The sequence below is a fragment of the Pseudomonas sp. AM8 genome (assembly GCF_036346475.1).
GTDB lineage: Bacteria > Pseudomonadota > Gammaproteobacteria > Pseudomonadales > Pseudomonadaceae > Aquipseudomonas > Aquipseudomonas marginalis.
Genome location: NZ_JAOTNX010000007.1, coordinates 261,851 through 278,567, shown reverse-complemented (window position 1 = coordinate 278,567; position 16,717 = coordinate 261,851). Strand labels below are relative to the sequence as shown.

The window sequence follows — 16,717 nt, the reverse complement described above, 5'->3', positions numbered from 1 at the left end:
AAGGTGAAGAATCGGGGGCGTGCTGTCGCCCCGCAGTTTAGAGGAAGAGTCCGGGGCCCGGGCGACTTCCTTCGGGGAATCTGACGCCGACTTTGCCAATCTTGTTCCCGTCCATGACCGCGACGGTCCAGATGGTGTTGTTCCACTCCACCTGGTCGCCCACTACCGGCGCGCCGCCGACTTTCTGGGTGATGAAGCGGCTCAGCGGCATGTCCGGGTCGATCCCTTCGAGCTTGAGGCCATACAGCGCTGAAACCGCGCCCAGCTGGGCGTCGCCTTCGAGGACGAAGTCGCCGAAGAAGCGCAAATCGAGGCCGCGTTGCGGTGCCTGGCTGAACAGTTTGCCCAGGGCCGGCAGGTTGTGTTCATGGCCGATCACACAGAGCAGATCGCCGACTTCCAGCACCGTACTACCCGACGGATGGAGCAGTTGCTGGCCACGGAACAGGGCCGCGATGCGCGTGCCTTCGGGCATTTTCAGCTCGCGCAGGGCCGCGCCGATGCACCATTTTTCTGCGCCCAGGCGGTAGACGAACAGCTCCCACTCGCTGGTGACGTGCACTTCCAGGGCTGCGCGGGAGATCGGCGCCGGGTCCGGCGGAACGGTCACTTTGAGCAGCTTGGCCACCCACGGCAGGCTGGTGCCCTGTACCAGCAGCGACACCAGCACGATAAAGAACGCCAGGTTGAAGTACAGCTGCGCATGGGGCAGGCCGGCCATCAACGGGAACACCGCCAGGATGATCGGCACCGCGCCGCGCAGGCCGACCCAGGCGATAAAAGCCTTTTCACGGCCATGGAAGGCTTTGAACGGCAGCAGGCCGACCATCACCGACAGCGGCCGCGCAAACAGGATCATCCACAGCGCCAGGCCCAGGGCCGGCAGGGCAATCGGCAGCAAATCATGGGGCGTGACCAGCAGGCCCAGCACCAGGAACATACCGATCTGCGCGAGCCAGGCCATGCCGTCGAGCATATGCAAAATGCCATGGCGGCTACGCACCGGGCGATTGCCGATCACCAGGCCGCACAGGTACACGGCGAGGAAGCCGCTGCCATGGAAGGCGTTGGTCAGGGCGAACACGAACAGGCCGCCGGCGATCACCAGGATCGGGTACAGGCCGGTGGCCAGGTTGATGCGGTTGACCATTTGCAGCATCAGCCAGCCGCCGCCGAGGCCGACGATGCCACCGATGCCGAACTCGCGCACCAGGTGGGTCAGCAGGCTCCAGTGCAGGCCGGTCTGGCCGCTGGCGAGCATGTCGATCAGGGTGACGGTGAGGAACACCGCCATGGGGTCGTTACTGCCGGATTCGATCTCGAGGCTGGCGGTCACCCGTTCGTTCAGGCCCTTGCCGCCCAGCAGCGAGAACACCGCTGCGGCGTCGGTCGAGCCGACAATCGCACCGATCAGCAGGCCCTGGATAATATTCAGGTCAAACAGCCAGGCCGCCGCCATGCCGGTGAGGCCGGTGGTAATCAACACCCCCACCGTGGCCAGGGACAATGCCGGCCAGAGTGCCACGCGGAAACTCGCCACCCGTGTACGCAAGCCGCCGTCGAGCAGGATCACTGCCAGCGCGAGGTTGCCCACCAGGTAGGCAGTCGGGTAATTGTCGAAAATGATGCCGCCGCCATCGACGCCGGCCACCATGCCCACGGCCAGGATGATCACCAGGATCGGGATACCCAGGCGCGAGGAAAGAGAACTCACCAGAATGCTCGCACTCACCAGCAACGCGCCGATCAAGAACAGGCTGTTGATGGTCGTCGCATTCAAAGGCAGTACTCCATGGGCAAATAAGACGGGACGCAAACTGACCATGCAGTCTGCGTGCCAGGGATTCTAACCTGTTGAATTGCGGTGCTGTCAAAAAGCTTTTTCTGATTCACGCATAACTAAATTTGGGAGGGGCAAGCCCTAATGCCGTTCAGTTAAGCGAAAGTGATTCACTGTAGGAGCGAGCTTGCTCGCGAAGAACTCAGGGCCACCGCGCTTATCGAGAATGAACGCGTTGCCTGGGCGTTTTTCGCGAGCAAGCTCGCTCCTACAAAAAGCCTTAACTGACCGGCATTAGGGCAAGCCCCCTCCCACATTTCAGCCAGTGCAGGGCGTTAGAGGCGGAAGCGGCCTACCATCCCGTTCAGGTCTACCGCCAGGCGTGACAATTCGCTGCTCGCGGCGCTGGTCTGGCTGGCGCCCGTAGCGGATTGCACCGACAGATCACGAATGTTCACCAGGTTGCGGTCCACTTCCCGCGCCACCTGCGCCTGTTCTTCCGCAGCGCTGGCGATCACCAGGTTGCGCTCGTTGATCTCGACAATCGCCGTGTTGATGGTGTCCAGCGACATCCCTGCGCCTTTGGCGATGTTCAGCGTCGACTCCGCCCGCTCGGTGCTGTTGCGCATCGAGTCCACCGCGTGCTCGGTGCCGGCCTGGATACTGCCGATCATCCGCTCGATCTCGCTGGTGGACTGCTGGGTACGATGGGCCAGGGCCCGCACTTCATCGGCGACCACCGCGAACCCGCGACCGGCTTCACCGGCGCGCGCGGCTTCAATCGCCGCGTTCAGGGCAAGCAAATTGGTCTGGTCGGCCAGGCCGCGAATCACGTCCAGCACTTTGCCGATATCGCGCGACTCATTGGCCAGTTCGCCGATCAGGGTGGCGGTTGCTTGCACATCGCCGCTCATGCGCTCGATGGCGCTGACGGTTTCCTGCACCAGGTCGCGGCCGTCGCCAGCAGACGTGGTGGCGTTGCGCGAGGCTTCCGAGGTGCTCACCGCATTGCGTGCGACTTCTTCAACGGCGCTGGTCATCTCGTTGACGGCGGTGGCGGCTTGCTCTATTTCGTTGTTTTGCCGGGTCAGGCCACGGGCACTTTCGTCGGTGACGGCGTTCAGTTCCTCGGCGGCGGAAGCCAGTTGGGTGGCGGAGCCGGCGATGCGTTGCAGGGTGTCGCGCAGTTTGTCCTGCATCTTGGCCATGGCGGCGAGCAGGCGCCCGGCCTCATCGTTGCCGTCGACTTTGATCGGCCGTGTCAGGTTGCCTTCGGCGACTTCTTCCGCCGCTTCCAGTGCCTGTGAAATCGGCAGGGTGATGCTGCGGGTCAGCAGCCAGGCAAACAGCAGGGTCAGCAGCGTGGCGATCACCAGCAGGCCCACGACCAGGTTGAAGGCCGTGTTGTATTGGTCTTCGGCCTCCTGATTGGTGGCCAGGGCCATCTTGTTATTGAGGTCCAGCAGGCGCGTCAGCACGGCGTTGACCTGCTCGGAGTTGCTCAGCAATTCGGTGTTAAGCAGGCTGCGCAGCTCATCCATCTGGTTGGCCCGTGACAGGCTCTTCATGCGCTCTTCAATCTGATGGTACTGGCCCAGCAGGCTTACATATTCGTTGTAGGTGCTACGTTCTTCGCTGCTTTCAATCAGTTTCTCGTAGACGCCCTGGGTGGTGCGGATCTGCTGGTTGCGCAGTTCGAAGGCTTCCAGGGTCTTTTGCTGCACATCCGGCTCGCGGTTGGTCAGCAAGCGGTAAGACAGCACGCGCAGGCGCAGGGTCAGTTGGGTGAACTCGTCCAGGGCGCGGATGCTTGGCACGCTGGACAAGGTAATGTCTTCAGTGGCGCCACGGATCTTGCTCATCTGGTTCAGGGCGAACACGCCTAGAAACAACATCAACGCGCCAATAAACGCGAAGCCGAGGAAGGCCCTCGGAGCGATATTCATATTACGAAGCGACATGCGGAAATCCTGGGAGAGGCGCAATCCGTGCGGTCATGAGACGGGGTGTGCCTCTCTATCGGGCATACGACTAAAGTCTAAAGGGGGCTGTGCGTTTTTGTCGCATCTGACGAGGGGTTGCGCGGATTCAGGAACCAGATGGGGGAAATGCAGTCACTAAGGCTCGAAAGCGTGGTCCGGCCCTTAAAAAACGGGCTGCGCGCCCGGGATAACCCTGGCATCCGAGGTGAATTTTCTTTATCGTCACCGCCCTTTGAAAAAGCCCGAGAAATCAAAATGTTAGAAGCATCCCTCAGCCAACTGGAACAACTGGTCAGCGACCTGGTACAGCAGAATCAGGAGCTACTGGGCAGCAACGAATCCCTCAAGGCCGAACTGGCTCGCGCCAAGGATGAGAACGACAGCCTGCAACTGAACCTGATGGAGCAGGAAGAAAAGCACGGCGCCACCGCAGCACGTATCCAGGCGCTGGTTGAGCGCGTGAGCGCAGGCCCTGTCAGCGCATGAATGAAGGGATAAAGGTCGTTTCGATTCTCGGAGAGGATTACTCGATCAAGGCCCCGGCGGGGGAAGATAAAACCCTGATGCACGCCGTGACCATGCTCAAGGCCTCCCTGGCCACCACCAAGAAAAAGTACCCGACCCTGATCGGTGACAAGCTACTGGTGCTGGCGGCGCTGAACCTGTGCGCCGAGCAGATCGAAATGCAGCAGGCTCACCAGCAGGAACTCGACCGTTACCAAGAGCAAGTCAGCGCCACGGTCGAGGTGATTTCCAAGGCGATCCAGCCCTAGAACCACTCATCCTGCATCCCCAGGCACGTATCATCCCGTGCCTCCAGAATCACCAGTTCATGATGGCAGCCCGGAATCTCCCAAGTCAGGAAGTACCGGGCGGCCTGGAGCTTGCCTTGATAGAAGGCGACATCGGCCACATTGCCCTTGGCCAGCCCTTCTTCGGCGCGAATCGCCTGTTCCAGCCAGCGCCAGCCAATCACCGTATGCCCGAATACCTTCAGGTACAGCGCCGAGTTCGCCAGGCTGCTGTTGACCTTGCCCTGGGCGAGATCCGTCAGCAGGCCGATGGTCACGCTTTGCAGGCGGCTGACCAGGTGCTCCAGCGGCTCTCTCAATGCCGTCAGGCCTGGATATTCCTGTGCCCGCGCGCCCGTGTCGGCGATCAGCCGGATCAGTTGCTTCAGGCCCGCGCCGCCGTTCTGCGCCAGCTTGCGCCCCAGCAGGTCCAGGGACTGGATGCCATGGGTGCCCTCGTGGATCGGGTTCAGACGGTTGTCGCGGTAGTACTGCTCCACCGGGTATTCGCGGGTATAACCATGGCCGCCGAGGATCTGGATCGCCAGTTCGTTGGCCTTGAGGCAGAACTCCGAGGGCCAGGATTTGACGATGGGGGTGAGCAGGTCCAGCAGTTCATGGGCCTGTTTGCGTTCGGCCTCGGTCTCCAGTGTGGTGGTGTCATCGAACAGCCGCGCGGCGTACAGGCCCAGGTCAAAGGCACCTTCGACGTAGGCTTTTTGCGTCAGCAGCATGCGCTTGATATCGGCGTGCTGGATGATCGAGACCGGCGCGGTGCCTGGGTCCTTGCTGTCGGGCAAGCGGCCTTGCGGGCGTTCGCGGGCGTATTCCAGCGAATAGAGATAACCGGCGTAACCGAGCATCACCGCGCCCATGCCGACACCGATGCGCGCCTCGTTCATCATCTGGAACATGCAGCTCAGGCCTTGGTGCGGTTTACCCACCAGATAGCCGACGCAGTTGCCGTTATCGCCGAAATTCAGTGCCGTGGACGTGGTGCCACGCCAGCCCATCTTATGAAACAGCCCGGCCAGCAGCACGTCGTTGCGCGCGCCGAGGCTGCCGTCGTCGTTGACCAGGAATTTGGGCACGATAAACAGCGAAATGCCCTTCACCCCGGCGGGCGCGTCCGGCAGCTTGGCCAGCACCATGTGCACGATGTTTTCCGACAGCGGGTGGTCGCCGCCGGAGATGAAGATCTTGTTACCTTTGAGGCGATAGCTGCCGTCAGCCGCGGGCTCGGCGCGGGTACGAATATCCGACAGCGATGAGCCGGCGTGGGGCTCGGTCAGGGCCATGGTGCCGAAGAAACGGCCTTCGATCATTGGTTGCAGGAAGCGCTGTTTTTGCTCCTCGGTGCCGAAGCTTTCGATCAGGTTGGCGGCGCCCATGGTCAGGAACGGGTAGGACGTCGAGGCCGCGTTGGCGGATTGGAAGTGAGCGAAGCAGGCCTGGGACAGCAGGGTCGGCAACTGCATGCCACCGGCTTCGAAGCTGCGGGCCGCATTGAGGAAGCCGGCTTCAAGGAACGCATCCACCGCCGGTTTCACTTCCGGAATCAGAATCGCCTTGCCGTCCTCAAAACGCGGTTCGTTCTCGTCGTTCTTGCGGTTGTGTGGCGCGAAGTACTTCTCGGCAATGTTGCGGGCCGTGCTGATGGCCGCATCGAAGGTTTCGCGGTTGTGCTCGGCAAACCGCTCGCGCTGGGTCAGGCCCTCGGCATCGAGGACTTCGTACAGCTCGAAAGCCAGATTGCGGGAACTGAGCAGCGTCTCGGACATGGCGGATTACCTTTGGGGAATTGGCCTGAGTCTAAGTGCGCGAATAAAGACTGGATAGCAAGATTGATCTGGGTGATGAAGAGGCAGAACGCGGGGAGGGGAATTGAAATGCGATCAAATGTGGGAGAGGGCAAGCCCCCTCCCACATTCAGTTAGCCGATGGTCATCAGGCTGGCATTACCGCCGGCAGCAGCGGTGTTAACGCTCAACGCACGTTCGATCACCAGGCGCTCCAAGGCAATCGTGGTCTCGCCCTGAGACAAACCATGTACCCCGACAATCGCCCCGCCACGCTGCGCCACTTGCTGGCACACCCCACGCAGTTGGTCGGAATCGCCGTGGTGCAGGACGGCGTCAAACACCACCTCGTCCTTGCTCCAGTCGGCCACGCGCTTGATTTTCGCCTGAATCTCCTTCGACAACCGTGGGAACACGGCCTTGGTCAAGTCGGTTTCCGGCCATACCGCCGAACCGCCGACCGCCAATACCGCCGCCAGTTGAGTCAACAGATCGCCTTCCACGTCCGCCAGGCACAGTACGTGCTCGCGAGGCAGGATGGCGTAGCTGTTGCGCTCGCCGGTCGGGCCGGCCAATTGACGGGTGATACCGCTTTGGGATTGCGCGGCGAACTGGCTGCACAGCGCGCTCAGCTCGCTGAACTTATTGGTGTCGGCCCAGGTTTTCAGGGCGGTCAGCGGTTGGCTCATGGCATCGCGCAGACGTACGTCCGGTGCCGCCAGCTTGTCGCCACGTACGAAGGATTGCTCGATCGCATCGGTAGGACGGGTTGACAGCAAGCGGTACAGGTACAGCGGACCACCGGCTTTCGGGCCTGTGCCCGACAGGCCTTCGCCGCCGAACGGCTGCACGCCGACCACGGCACCGACGATGTTGCGGTTTACATAGACGTTACCGGCATTGACGTTGTCGATCACCTTGGCGATGGTCTCGTCGATACGGGTGTGTACGCCCAGGGTCAGGCCATAGCCGGACGCGTTGATCTGGCCGATAAGCTGGTCGATCTCCTTGCGCTTGTAGCGCACCACGTGCAGCACCGGGCCGAAGATCTCCCGTTGCAGTTCGTCGAAGCTTTCCAGCTCGATCAGGGTGGGCATCACGAAGGTGCCGCGCTTGATTTCTTCACCGTCGGCAATCGCCACCTGGTACACATTGCGGCCTTTGTCGCGCATGGCCTGGATGTGTTTCTCGATGCCGGCCTTGGCTTCGGCGTCGATCACCGGGCCGATGTCCACCGACAGGCGTTCCGGGTTGCCCAGGCGGCATTCAGCCATGGCGCCCTTGAGCATTTCGATCACGCGGTCTGCCGAATCTTCCTGCAGGCACAACACGCGCAGGGCCGAGCAACGTTGACCGGCGCTGTCGAAGGCCGAGGACACCACGTCGATGACCACCTGCTCGGTGAGCGCCGAGGAATCGACGATCATCGCGTTCTGGCCGCCGGTCTCGGCGATCAGCGGGATCGGACGGCCCTGGGCATCCAGGCGCCCGGCGACATTGCGTTGCAGCAGGCGCGCGACTTCGGTGGAACCGGTGAACATCACGCCCTTGACGCGATCATCACCCACCAGGCGCGCACCGACGCTTTCACCCTGGCCCGGCAGCAATTGCAGTACGCCTTGGGGAATACCGGCTTCGAGCAGGATGCGCACGGCTTGTGCAGCCACCAGCGGGGTTTGTTCGGCTGGCTTGGCCAAGACCGGGTTACCGGCGGCCAGTGCGGCAGCCACTTGCCCACTGAAAATCGCCAGCGGGAAGTTCCACGGGCTGATGCACACCACTGGGCCCAATGGGCGGTGGGCGTCATTGGTGAAGTCGTTGCGAGCCTGTACCGCGTAGTAGCGCAGGAAGTCCACGGCCTCACGCACTTCGGCGATGGCGTTGGCGAAGGTCTTGCCGGCTTCGCGGGCCAGCAGGCCCATCAGCGGCTGGATCTCGCCTTCCATCAGGTCGGCGGCACGTTCCAGGATCGCGGCGCGTTCGGCGGGCGGGGTGGCCTGCCAGATCGGGCCGGCGCTGATGGCGCACTGGATCGCGTTGTCGACGTCTTCGACGGTGGCTTCTTGCACGTGACCGACCACGTCACGCAGGTCGGACGGATTCAATACCGGTGCCGCCGCTTGATCGCTGGCGGCGCAACCGAGCATCGGCGCGGCCTTCCAGTTGTTGTGGGCAGTGGCCAGCAGGGCGCAGGACAGCGATGCCAGGCGGTGTTCGTTGGCCAGGTCGATACCGGCCGAGTTGGCACGGTCGCTGCCGTACAGGTCACGGGGCAGCGGGATACGCGGGTGCGGCAGGCCGAAGCCGCCTTCCAGCGTCGCCATCTGCTCGATGCTGGCCACTGGATCGGCCACCAGCTCCTGGATCGAGATGGACTGGTCGGCGATACGGTTGACGAACGAGGTGTTGGCGCCGTTTTCCAGCAGACGACGCACCAGGTAGGCCAGCAGTGTTTCGTGAGTGCCGACCGGTGCGTACACGCGGCACGGACGGTTCAGCTTGCCTTCGGAAACCTTGCCTACTACCTGCTCGTACAACGGTTCACCCATGCCGTGCAGGCATTGGAACTCGTACTGGCCGGGGTAATAGTTCTGACCGGCGATATGGTAAATCGCCGACAAGGTATGGGCGTTGTGCGTAGCGAACTGCGGGTAGATGACTTCCGGTACCGACAGCAGCTTGCGTGCACAGGCAATGTAGGAAACATCGGTGTACACCTTGCGGGTATACACCGGATAGCCTTCCAGGCCTTCGACCTGGGCGCGTTTGATCTCGCTGTCCCAGTACGCGCCTTTTACCAGGCGGATCATCAGGCGATGGCGGCTGCGGCGTGCCAGGTCGATGACGTAGTCGATCACATACGGGCAACGCTTCTGGTAGGCCTGGATCACGAAGCCAATGCCGTTCCAGCCGGTCAGTTGCGGTTCGAAGCACAGGCGCTCGAGCAGATCCAGCGACAGCTCCAGGCGGTCGGCTTCTTCGGCGTCGATGTTCAGGCCGATATCGTATTGCTTGGCCAGCAGGGTCAGGGACAGCAGGCGCGGGTACAGCTCATCCATCACGCGCTCGTACTGCGCACGGCTGTAACGCGGGTGCAGGGCCGACAGCTTGATGGAGATGCCCGGGCCTTCATAAATCCCACGGCCGTGGGAGGCTTTGCCGATGGAGTGAATGGCTTGTTCGTACGAGGCCAGGTATTTCTGCGCGTCGTGTTCGGTGAGGGCGGCTTCACCAAGCATGTCGTAGGAATAGCGGAAACCCTTGGCTTCGAATTTGCTCGCGTTGGCCAGGGCTTCGGCGATGGTTTCGCCGGTCACGAACTGCTCGCCCATCAGGCGCATGGCCATGTCGACGCCCTTGCGGATCATCGGCTCGCCGCTCTTGCCGATGATGCGGCTCAGGGATGAGGTGAGGCCGGCTTCGTTATGGGTGGCGACCAGCTTGCCGGTCAGCAGCAGGCCCCAGGTGGCGGCGTTGACGAACAGCGACGGGCTGTTGCCCAGGTGCGGATGCCAGTTGCCGGTGCTGATCTTGTCGCGGATCAGCGCGTCGCGGGTGCCTTTGTCCGGGATCCGCAGCAGTGCTTCGGCCAGGCACATCAGGGCTACGCCTTCTTGGGACGACAGCGAGAATTCCTGCAGCAGGCCCTGAACAATCCCGGCACGGCCGCCGGCACTCTTCTGATTGCGCAGTTTTTCCGCAATCGAAGCGGCGAGCTTGTTGGTGGCTTCGGCCATTTGCACCGGCAGGCGGGCCTGTTCGATCAGCATCGGCACCACTTCCGGCTCGGGGCGACGGTAAGCGGCGGTGATCGAAGCGCGCAGTACGGATTGCGGCAGGATGCTCTCGGCGAACTCAAGGAAGCACTGGTGGGCGTGGTCGCTCTGGACTTCGCCTGCGTCGTCAGCGTCCTTGCTGCTCAAGCCGTTGAGCTCGGTCAGGGTTGCACCACCCTCGAGTTTCTCCAGGTAATTGAAAATCGCCTGCTTGATCAGCCAGTGCGGCGTGCGATCAATGGAGGTCGCGGCCGCCTTGAGGCGTTCGCGGGTCGGGTCGTCGAGTTTGACCCCAAGGGTGGTCGTAGCCATTTTCTTATCCTCATGGGTGCCACTACCGAGTGGCATCAGCTGGCGGCAAGATTAGCTTTGCTCAGGGATAGGTGCAACCGGGTGCAACCCATTTTGTTGATGAATTTTTCGACGCATGATCGGAAAAAATCGGCCGTCGACGGAATCTGCTTCGGCTTGGTGCGTTTGCTTCTGAGATCGGCTGTTCTTGCTCCGAAAAGGAGCAAAAAACCAGTGTTTTTTGTGTTTTACACCTGGGTGCAACTTATTCCCAAGAAACTGGTTGCACCTTATTTACTTTGTTGAATAGCATTCGCGCCCAAGGTGCAACCGACTTTAGGGTTTGGTTCATCGGCTGGCGGCTTTCCTGGGGAAACGTCAGTCATAAATGCGCGGCACGCAGGTACGTTTACTCACTGACCAGTGGGTGGCCGTCTGACAGACCGCCGCTACATAAAAACAAAGCCAGGGCGTCACTCATATGAGCGTAAGTAATCCAACCCTGATCACATTCGTGATCTACATCGCAGCAATGGTGCTGATCGGCCTGATGGCCTATCGCTCCACCAACAACCTTTCCGATTACATCCTGGGCGGTCGCAGCCTCGGTAGCGTGGTGACAGCCTTGTCCGCCGGTGCTTCCGACATGAGCGGCTGGTTGTTGATGGGTTTGCCGGGCGCGATCTACATGTCCGGCCTGTCGGAAAGCTGGATCGCCATCGGCCTGATCGTCGGTGCCTACCTCAACTGGCTGTTCGTGGCCGGTCGCCTGCGGGTACAGACCGAGCACAACGGCGACGCCCTGACCCTGCCGGACTACTTCTCCAGCCGTTTCGAAGATAAAAGCGGCCTGCTGCGGATCATCTCTGCGGTCGTGATCCTGGTGTTCTTCACCATCTACTGCGCGTCCGGCATCGTGGCCGGTGCCCGCCTGTTCGAAAGCACCTTCGGCATGTCCTACGAGACCGCGCTGTGGGCCGGTGCTGCGGCGACGATTGCCTACACCTTCGTGGGTGGTTTCCTGGCTGTCAGCTGGACCGACACCGTACAAGCCACACTGATGATTTTCGCGCTGATCCTTACGCCGATCATCGTGCTGCTGGCCACCGGTGGCGTCGACACCACCTTCCTGGCCATCGAAGCCAAGAACCCCGACAACTTCAACATGCTGAAAAACACCACCTTCATCGGCATCATCTCGCTGATGGGCTGGGGCCTGGGTTACTTCGGCCAACCACACATCCTCGCGCGCTTTATGGCGGCGGATTCGGTGAAGTCGATCGCCAACGCGCGTCGCATCTCCATGACCTGGATGATCCTGTGCCTGGGCGGCACCGTGGCCGTGGGCTTCTTCGGCATCGCCTACTTCTCGGCGCACCCGGAAGTGGCGGGCCCGGTCAACGAGAACCACGAGCGCGTGTTTATCGAACTGGCCAAGTTGCTGTTCAACCCATGGATCGCGGGCGTGCTGCTGTCGGCCATCCTGGCTGCGGTCATGAGCACCCTGAGCTGCCAGTTGCTGGTGTGCTCCAGCGCCCTGACCGAAGACTTCTACAAGACCTTCCTGCGCAAAAGCGCTTCCCAGCTTGAACTGGTGTGGGTCGGCCGCTTGATGGTACTGCTGGTGGCCTTGATCGCCATCGCCATGGCCGCCAACCCGAACAACCGCGTCCTGGGGCTGGTGAGCTACGCCTGGGCCGGTTTCGGTGCTGCGTTCGGCCCTGTGGTGCTGATCTCGGTGATCTGGAAAAACATGACCCGCAACGGCGCACTGGCCGGGATCCTGGTCGGCGCGATCACCGTGATCGTGTGGAAGCACTTCGAACTGCTGGGTCTGTACGAAATCATCCCAGGCTTCATCTTCGCCAGCCTGGCGATCTACGTCGTGAGCAAGCTGGGCGCACCGACAGCCGGTATGGTCGAGCGCTTTGATGCGGCGGAAAAAGACTACAACCTCAACAAGTGATTTGCCGGGCGCTGAGCGCTCGATGAATTAAAAGAAGGCCCGCGTCCTACGGATGGCGGGTCTTTTTTTGCGTGCGATTCGAGCTGGACTGAGTAGGACTCCTACGTACACATGTAGGGTTTTACTGATTTATTTGGGCTGTGCCCGGCAGGGTGAGGCAGTGGTGCAGAATCTCCCGCCTACCCCTCGCAGAGAAACACCGGATGTTCGCTCCTGCCAATCAAAGTGCCTTTACCCTGACTCTTGACGGTGTGTCGAGTGAACTCAAGGTGTTTGAGTTCCGGGGTCGCGAAGCCATCAGCCAGCCGTATCGTTTTGATCTTGAACTGGTCAGCGAACAGCCCGACCTGGACCTGGAAAGCCTGCTGCATCGCCCGGCATACCTGGGTTTCGACGCTCACGGCCGTGGTATCCATGGCCTGGTTTATCGGGTCGCGCAGGGCGATTCCGGGCGGCGGCTGACGCGTTACCAGATCAGCCTTGTGCCGCAGTTGGCCTATCTCGCGCACAGCAGTCACCAGCGGATCTTCCAGCACAAGACGGTGCCGCAGATCATTGCGCAGGTGCTGGCGGAGCAGCGGCTCCATGCGGACCAATTCGAATTTCACCTCAGTGGCGCCTATCCCGAGCGCGAGTATTGCGTGCAGTTTGGCGAGAGCGACCTGGCCTTCATTCAGCGCCTGTGTGCCGAACAGGGGATTCACTATCACTTCCAGCATTCGCCCGAAGGACACCTGCTGGTGTTTGGCGATGACCAGACCGTTTTCGCCCCGCCCGATCAGCCTACGCCCTACATGCCGGGCTCCGGGATGGTGGCGGATACGCCGGCCATCAAGCGCTTTGCGCTGCGGTTGGAAACCCGCACCACCGCGGTCAACCTGCGTGACTACGACTTTCTCAAGCCGAGCCTGGTGCTGGAGAGTGGCGTGGTCGGCGAACAGCTTCCACGGTTTGAGGCGCAGGCCTACCCCGGTCATTTTTCCGATCGCCCCCACGGCAAATACCTCGCGCAACGTGGCCTGGAGCGGCACCGTAGCGACTATCGAATAGCTCGTGCCAGCGGCGATGACCCTGCATTGAGCAGCGGCCGGTTCCTCAAGTTGACTGGGCATCCGCGGGACGAATGGAATGACGTGTGGCTGGTGACGCAAGTTACCCACGAAGGCAGGCAGCCCCAGGTTCTGGAGGAGGCTGTCACCGAGGTTGGCGGTGGAGATTTTCTTCAGGGGTATCGCAATGAATGTGTGGCGACTCCGTGGGACGTGATCTTCCGTCCGCCCTCACCTGAGCACTCGAGGCCGACTTTGTCGGGTTACCAGAACGCCGTGGTCACCGGCCCCGTCGACAGTGAAATCCATTGCGACGAATACGGCCGGGTCAAGGTGCAACTGGCCTGGGATCGCGTTGGCGAGCATAACGATCATTCCAGTTGCTGGCTGCGGGTGGCCAGCGGTTGGGCCCATGACCGCTATGGTTCGGTGCTTATCCCGCGCGTGGGCATGGAAGTGCTGGTGGGGTTCGTCAATGGAGATATGGACATGCCGCTGGTGATGGGCTGCCTGCCCAACGCGGCGACGCCGGTTCCCCTCGACCTGCCGGCAGACAAGACCCGCAGCATCTTCCGTAGCCAAAGCAGCCCCGGTGGCGGTGGCTACAACGAACTGCGCATCGAAGACCGCAAGGGCGCCGAGGAGATCTACCTGCGCGCCCAGCGGGACTGGACCCAACATGTGCTGCACGACCAGCAGGTGCAGATCGACAATCAATGCCGCATCAGGGTGGGCGGTGAGTCGTACCATGAACTGCATGGCGAAGAGCAGCGCATCACCCATGGCAATCGTTTGACCGAACTCAAGCAGGACGATCATCTGGTGGTCGGTGGTTCGCAGCAGATGCGGGCCGGGCGGGCCATCCAGATTGGCGCCGGGCAGAGCGTCGTTATAGAGGCGGGCGCAAGCGTGACAATTCAGGCCGGTGGGCAGTCGATTACGCTGTCGGCAGACGGGATCTTCAGCAGCGCGCCGATTCAGCTGGGAGGCGCGCCTGCTCCGGCGGCTTCGCCATTGATGCCTGGGGTGAAAGCGGCGTTGCTGGCGGTTATACCTGCACCGCTGAGCCGGATACAGGTCGCCAGCCTGAAACGGAGCGCGCCGTTTTGTGAAGAGTGCCAACGCTGCAGTGACGGGCAGTGCGCTCTCCCATTCCATTCAACCTTAAAAGGAATTTATCCTGATGTCCCAACCCTTGAGCCCCGATGACTGGCTGGCACAATGCCCTCTACTCCCCAATGAGCGGCTTTACGTGGTACTGAGCAGTGCCAGCGACGCGAAGCCGCTGGCTGCGTGGCAAGTCTCGACCGGCGGGATGTTGCCTCAAGCGCTCTGGGCAGGTACGGCCTATGCCGGGTGGGATGAGGTGATGCCCTACGCAGGGGTTGTCGAGCCCGACAGTGCCTTCCTCGATTGGATCGCAACCACTGAAGCCTCGGACTGGGGTTGGCTGGCGGTATCGTCCAGTCCGCTGGAAGTCGTCGTTGCTCACCTGCAAAGCCTGACCAAGATAGTGCTTCCCGATGAGCGGAGTGTGTTCCTGCGCTTCTGGGATGGCGCTCAGTTCCTGCCGATCGTGCAGAAGCTGGGCGATGAAATCGGCGCGGTGTTGCCGGTGTTCCAGCGGTATCTGATCAATGGCCAGTCGCTGGGCGTTGCGACGGCGTCGGTAACGGCGGCCAAAGCCAGCCCTTGGTGGCGAGTGCCTGAATCGTTATTGGAACACTTGGCCGCGCAGTCGCCACAGACCCTGATCGACAACCTGCTGCAGTGGCTTGAAGAGCAGCGTCCCGACCTGTATGCCGCGTTCACACCGGCGACCTTGCAGCACAAGGTCGCCTACTTCGCGCGCAGTACGGACATCAGCGCTGAAGCGCTGGCGGGCTACCTGGACTCAGAGTTGAGTTGAGGCCAGCGCCTGTTGCAGGTCGTCGATCAGGTCTTCGACCGCTTCGATACCCACCGACAGGCGAATCATTTCCGGTTTTACGCCGGCCTTGGCCTGTTCCTGCTCGTTCATCTGTCGGTGAGTGGTGGAAGCCGGGTGGCAGGCCAGGGACTTGGCGTCGCCGATGTTGACCAAGCGCTTGAAGATTTGCAGGGCGTCGTAGAAGCGCACACCGGCATCAAAGCCGCCCTTCAAGCCGAAGGACAGGATCGCCGACGGTTTGCCCTGCATGTATTTCTGCGCCAATGCGTGGTGCGGGTGGTCCGGCAGGCCGGCGTAGCTGACCCATTCCACCTGGGCATGGCCTTGCAGGAATTGCGCGATTTTCAGGGCGTTTTCGGTGTGGCGCTCCATGCGCAATGCCAGTGTTTCCAGACCTTGAAGCAACAGGAAGGCATTCATCGGCGCCAACGCTGCACCGGTGTTGCGCAGTGGCACGGTACGAGCACGGGCGATGAAGGCGGCGGGGCCGAATTTTTCGGTATAGACCACGCCGTGATAGGCCGGCTCGGGCTGGTTGAGGCCGGGGAATTTATCCGCGTATTTCGTCCACGGGAACGTGCCACTGTCGACAATTACACCGCCCAGGGAGTTGCCATGGCCGCCGACGTATTTGGTCACCGAGTGCACCACGATGTCGGCGCCGAACTGGATCGGCTTGCACAGGATCGGCGTGGCCACGGTGTTGTCCACCACCAGCGGCACGCCACGGGCATGGGCAACGTCGGCCAGGGCTTCGATGTCGATGATATTGCCCGCGGGGTTGCCGATACTTTCGCAGTACACCAGCTTGGTGTTGTCATCGATCAGTTCGGCGATGGCTGCAGCGGAATCGTCCCGGGCGAAACGCACCTCCACGCCAAAGCTCGGCAGCAGGTGGGCGAAGAGGGTGTAGGTGCCACCATAAAGCTGCGGAGTGGTGACGATATTGTCACCCGCACGGGTCAAGGTCTGGATTGCGTAGTGGATCGCCGCGCTGCCGGCCGAGACTGCCAGCGCTGCGATACCGCCTTCAAGGGCGGCGATGCGCTGCTCCAGCACATCGTTGGTGGGGTTCATGATGCGCGTGTAGATATTGCCGGGTACGTCCAGGTTGAACAGGTCGGCGCCGTGTTGGGCGTTATCGAATTCGAAGGCGACGTTCTGGTAGATCGGCACGGCGACGGCCTTGGTGGTCGGGTCCGACTTGAAACCGTGGTGCAGCGCGATGGTGGCGTCTTTCATGGTTGTTATTGACCTCCCTGGAGTGGTGGAAGGCCACAATAAATCCGCCTTGCCGTCGGCATTTAGATTTTTTTCAACGGGCTGCCTGCCTTTGCGGCATAAGCACCGCCC

General features: G+C 61.5%; 10 protein-coding genes and 1 pseudogene. 5 read left to right on the top strand and 6 right to left on the bottom strand.

All coding sequences use genetic code 11. The features are described from left to right. Positions 1 to 37 precede the first annotated feature (37 nt). The 3 genes and pseudogenes from V3W40_RS18650 to V3W40_RS34750 form a co-directional block, all read right to left on the bottom strand. Positions 38 to 1,780: a potassium/proton antiporter gene (locus V3W40_RS18650; protein WP_027604969.1), complete on the bottom strand. Its 1,743-nt coding sequence runs from the start codon at positions 1,778 to 1,780 to the stop codon at positions 38 to 40. Between the two features lie 335 nt (positions 1,781 to 2,115). Continuing rightward, entirely contained in the window at positions 2,116 to 2,979 is an 864-nt protein-coding gene (locus V3W40_RS34755) for a methyl-accepting chemotaxis protein (RefSeq protein WP_370671258.1), read from the bottom strand. Then, positions 2,971 to 3,726, bottom strand: a pseudogene (locus V3W40_RS34750) (MCP four helix bundle domain-containing protein); the annotation flags it as partial. The gene V3W40_RS34755 and the pseudogene V3W40_RS34750, both read right to left, overlap by 9 nt. Before the next feature lie 291 nt (positions 3,727 to 4,017). Here V3W40_RS34750 and V3W40_RS18640 point away from each other — a divergent pair. Next, positions 4,018 to 4,248 (top strand): hypothetical protein, encoded by a 231-nt coding sequence (locus V3W40_RS18640; RefSeq protein WP_003187970.1) that lies wholly within the window; start codon positions 4,018 to 4,020, stop codon positions 4,246 to 4,248. Continuing rightward, entirely contained in the window at positions 4,245 to 4,535 is a 291-nt protein-coding gene (locus V3W40_RS18635; protein ID WP_017526490.1) for a cell division protein ZapA, read from the top strand. The genes V3W40_RS18640 and V3W40_RS18635 overlap by 4 nt, the downstream gene beginning before the upstream one ends. On the opposite strand, the gene V3W40_RS18630 is transcribed toward V3W40_RS18635, so the two are convergent. Continuing rightward, a complete protein-coding gene (locus V3W40_RS18630) occupies positions 4,532 to 6,334 on the bottom strand; it encodes an acyl-CoA dehydrogenase (RefSeq protein ID WP_065925682.1) in 1,803 nt (600 codons plus the stop codon). The genes V3W40_RS18635 and V3W40_RS18630 overlap by 4 nt on opposite strands. A gap of 152 nt (positions 6,335 to 6,486) precedes the next feature. Beyond that, entirely contained in the window at positions 6,487 to 10,440 is a 3,954-nt protein-coding gene (putA, locus tag V3W40_RS18625; RefSeq protein WP_330215472.1) for a trifunctional transcriptional regulator/proline dehydrogenase/L-glutamate gamma-semialdehyde dehydrogenase, read from the bottom strand. Positions 10,441 to 10,900: 460 nt separating this feature from the next. On the opposite strand from putA, the gene putP reads away from it, so the two are divergent. From putP to V3W40_RS18610, 3 genes are all read left to right on the top strand, one after another. After that, positions 10,901 to 12,385 carry a sodium/proline symporter PutP gene (gene putP, locus V3W40_RS18620; RefSeq protein WP_330215471.1) on the top strand — a complete coding sequence of 495 codons (1,485 nt, stop codon included), beginning with the start codon at positions 10,901 to 10,903 and terminating at the stop codon, positions 12,383 to 12,385. Positions 12,386 to 12,588: 203 nt separating this feature from the next. Continuing rightward, positions 12,589 to 14,643 carry a type VI secretion system Vgr family protein gene (locus tag V3W40_RS18615; RefSeq protein ID WP_330215470.1) on the top strand — a complete coding sequence of 685 codons (2,055 nt, stop codon included), beginning with the start codon at positions 12,589 to 12,591 and terminating at the stop codon, positions 14,641 to 14,643. Next, entirely contained in the window at positions 14,618 to 15,343 is a 726-nt protein-coding gene (locus V3W40_RS18610; protein WP_330215469.1) for a DUF4123 domain-containing protein, read from the top strand. Before V3W40_RS18615 ends, V3W40_RS18610 begins: the two co-directional genes overlap by 26 nt. Here the strand turns inward: V3W40_RS18610 and V3W40_RS18605 are convergent. Further along, entirely contained in the window at positions 15,329 to 16,606 is a 1,278-nt protein-coding gene (locus V3W40_RS18605) for an O-acetylhomoserine aminocarboxypropyltransferase/cysteine synthase family protein (RefSeq protein ID WP_330215468.1), read from the bottom strand. The genes V3W40_RS18610 and V3W40_RS18605 overlap by 15 nt on opposite strands. Positions 16,607 to 16,717 lie beyond the last annotated feature (111 nt).

Excerpts from the sequence above, each read along its gene's own strand:
- V3W40_RS18610 (WP_330215469.1), top strand. The coding sequence starts at position 14,618 with ATGTCCCAACCCTTGAGCCCCGATGACTGGCTGGCACAATGCCCTCTA.
- V3W40_RS34755 (WP_370671258.1), bottom strand. The coding sequence starts at position 2,979 with ATGCAGGACAAACTGCGCGACACCCTGCAACGCATCGCCGGCTCCGCC.
- V3W40_RS18605 (WP_330215468.1), bottom strand. The coding sequence starts at position 16,606 with ATGAAAGACGCCACCATCGCGCTGCACCACGGTTTCAAGTCGGACCCG.
- V3W40_RS18630 (WP_065925682.1), bottom strand. The coding sequence starts at position 6,334 with ATGTCCGAGACGCTGCTCAGTTCCCGCAATCTGGCTTTCGAGCTGTAC.
- V3W40_RS18640 (WP_003187970.1), top strand. The coding sequence starts at position 4,018 with ATGTTAGAAGCATCCCTCAGCCAACTGGAACAACTGGTCAGCGACCTG.
- putA (WP_330215472.1), bottom strand. The coding sequence starts at position 10,440 with ATGGCTACGACCACCCTTGGGGTCAAACTCGACGACCCGACCCGCGAA.
- putP (WP_330215471.1), top strand. The coding sequence starts at position 10,901 with ATGAGCGTAAGTAATCCAACCCTGATCACATTCGTGATCTACATCGCA.
- V3W40_RS18615 (WP_330215470.1), top strand. The coding sequence starts at position 12,589 with ATGTTCGCTCCTGCCAATCAAAGTGCCTTTACCCTGACTCTTGACGGT.
- V3W40_RS18635 (WP_017526490.1), top strand. The coding sequence starts at position 4,245 with ATGAATGAAGGGATAAAGGTCGTTTCGATTCTCGGAGAGGATTACTCG.